Annotated in this window: 1 protein-coding gene and 1 pseudogene; both read left to right on the plus strand. The window is 74.4% G+C overall.

The window, feature by feature from the left end; translation table 11 throughout:
• Positions 1-1133 (plus strand): annotated as a pseudogene (locus CCN44_RS44570) (hypothetical protein); the annotation flags it as partial.
• Between the two features lie 95 nt (positions 1134-1228).
• Positions 1229-2844, plus strand: a 1616-nt coding sequence (locus CCN44_RS29620; RefSeq protein WP_086700973.1) for an AAA family ATPase, incomplete at its 3' end; no start/stop codon positions are given.

Genomic DNA, 2844 nt, shown 5'->3' on the forward strand with positions numbered 1-2844 from the left:
GGGAGCGGCTCGCCGACCTGCGGCAGGAACTGGCCCGCGTCGAGGAGGCCCTGCGCCACGCGGAGGAACGGCAGGCCGCGTGGGAGCAGCGACGGCTCACCGCGCTGCTCCGGCTGGACGAGGAACGGGACGACGACTGGCAGCGCGCCCTGCGCGAGAGCCGGCAGCGGGCGCTGCGGCGGTTCACCGCCGAGCGCACCGCCGACGCCGAGGCGCGCCAGCTGCCCCGGCAGGCCGACGCCCGGCGCGTCCCCGCGGCACTCGACCCCGAGGAGGTCCGCCGCACCGGGGCGGAGATCCTCGGCGCACTGGACCCGTACGCGGCGGCCGACACCGCCGAACTCGCCGCGGGCGCCGTCCGGGACGCCGTACGCCGGGCCGCCGACGACCCCCGCCGGGCCCGCATCCACCTCACCGAGGCGCGCAAGTTCGTCCGGGACGCCAACAAGCAGGCGCAGGAGACCCGGGAGGCCCAGGAACGCGCCGCGCTGCACCACGACTTCCTCAGCTACGCGACCCCGGAGGGCGCCGAGGACCTCGCCCCGGCACCGGACGCGGTGGCGCTGCTCCGCCGGACCCTGGACGAGGGCACCCCGCTGACCCCGGCCGAACGGGAGCTGGTCGAACGCCGGGTGGAGGAGCGGCAGCGCGCCCTGGAGGCGATCTACATCCGGGAGCGGTGCGCGGACGCCGTCGCGGAGCTGGCCAGGAGGTTCGGCGGTCCGGCCGGGGCGGGACGGCCCGAGGGGCAGGACATCCGCCTCGACTGGACACCGGAGGGCTGGGATCCGGACCACTGGCTCCGGGCGACCCTGACCGGCGGCCGCCTGCGCGTGGCGACCATGTACCGGGGCGGGCCGGGGGAGCGGACGCCCGAGCAGCGCGCCCTGGACGACGCCCGCTGCGCCGAGACCCTGGAGCGGCTCGCCGAGTTCGAGGAGATCACCGGCGCGCTGGGCCTGGACCTCGAGTTCAGGGTCGAACGCACCGAGGGGGCGGTGCCGGGCGTGCTGGGGGAGAACGCCTTGGTCCTCGACGGACCGGCGGAAACCGGCCGTCCGTCCGGCGCGCGCCGGGACGAACGCCGGGAGGAACCCCGGCACCGGACCGTCGACGGCGACGGACGCCGCTGAGCACGGCGCGTACCTGCCGCTGTGCACGGCGAACGCGTCGTCACGTCGTACTACGCGTGCGTGTACCGCCGTACCGCGCGCATCGGGGAGGAACGATGGACCTGTCCAAGGACGACCGGCTCCCGCCCTTCGTGGAGGAGCTGACCGGAACGCTGGGGGTGCACGCGCAGTACGTCCTGCACGGCAACATCCGTGATCTGCACCTCGTGCGCCGGCGCGGCCGGGACCGGTTCCACACCCTGTACGAGGTGCTGTGGAACCCGCTGCGGACCATGGGCTACGAGGCCCTGGTGCTGTGCGACCAGGTCAGCGGCTTCCACGTCGCGGACGTCGGCGAGGGCGGGGCGCGGGCCGCCGTGGAGGAACTGCTCCAGGGCCGGCCCGAGTTCCCCGGCCAGACGGCGGGGCAACGCCAGGCGGTGCTGCACCTGCTGCGGAACATCACCGACGGCTGGGAGCGGCAGCGCGACGAGCAGCGCCACCGGCTGCCGCCGCTGCGGGTCGCCCTGGTGATCGACCACGCCTCCCGCCTCCTGGCCGACCCCTCCCGGCCGACCCCCGAGGAACGGGACTTCTTCCTCGCCTGCCTCAAACTGGCCGAGGACGCCAGGCCCTTGCCGCCCCGCACGGGCCCCGGCGTCGTACCGAAGGGACCGGGCCGGTTCAACCCGGTGATCTGGCTCGCGGAGGGGGAGCGGGACGTGCCGAGCTGGCTGATCGCCGGCAGCGAGCGGATCCGCGCGGTCGCCGTGCCGGAGCCGGACGCGGACGAACGCGGCACGATGGCCCGCCTCCTCCACGAGCGGTACGAGCGGTACGACGGGCGCGGCAGCCGCGACGGTTCCGCCGCGCCCGCCGGCGTGGACGCCGAGGAGACGGCGCGGGCGGTCGCCGCCTTCGCCCGGGCGGCCTCCGGACTGAGCCTGCGGGCCATGGAGGAGAGCGTGAAGCTCGCCCGCTCCCGCGGTCTGCCGTTCGCCGCCATGCCCGATGCCGTACGGATCTACCGGCTGGGCGTGGAGAAGAACCCGTGGAGCCGCGACGAGATCAGGCAGCGCATCCTCCGCGGCGAGGACCCGCGCAACGAGCGGTCCATCCCCCGCCGGGTGCTGGGGCAGGAGGCGGCCGTGGCGATGACCCTGGACATCCTCAAGCGCGCCGCGCTGGGGCTGTCCGGGGCCCAGGCCACCAGCCCCGGGCACCGGCCGCGCGGGGTGCTGTTCTTCGCCGGCCCGACCGGCACCGGCAAGACCGAACTGGCGAAGGCCGTGGCCTCCGTCCTCTTCGACAACGACCAGGCGTACCTCCGCTTCGACATGAGCGAGTTCTCGGCCGCGCACTCCGCCGACCGGCTCGTCGGCGCGCCCCCCGGCTACGTCGGCTACGAGGCGGGCGGCGAACTGACCTCCGCCGTACGGGAGAACCCGTTCCGCGTCATCCTCTTCGACGAGATCGAGAAGGCCGACAAGGGCATCCTGGACAAGTTCCTCCAGGTGCTGGAGGACGGCAGGCTCACCGACGGGCAGGGCGTCACCACCTACTTCAGCGAGTGCGTGCTCATCTTCACCTCCAATCTCGGCGTACAGCGCACGGACCCGGAGACCGGGGAACGCGAGTGGATCGTGGAGCCCGGCACGCCGTACAAGGAGTTGGAGGCCACCGTCCGGGACAACGTCAAGAAGCACTTCGAACAGGTCATCGGCCGCCCGGA

The organism is Streptomyces tricolor (assembly GCF_002155905.1).
Classification (GTDB): domain Bacteria; phylum Actinomycetota; class Actinomycetes; order Streptomycetales; family Streptomycetaceae; genus Streptomyces; species Streptomyces tricolor.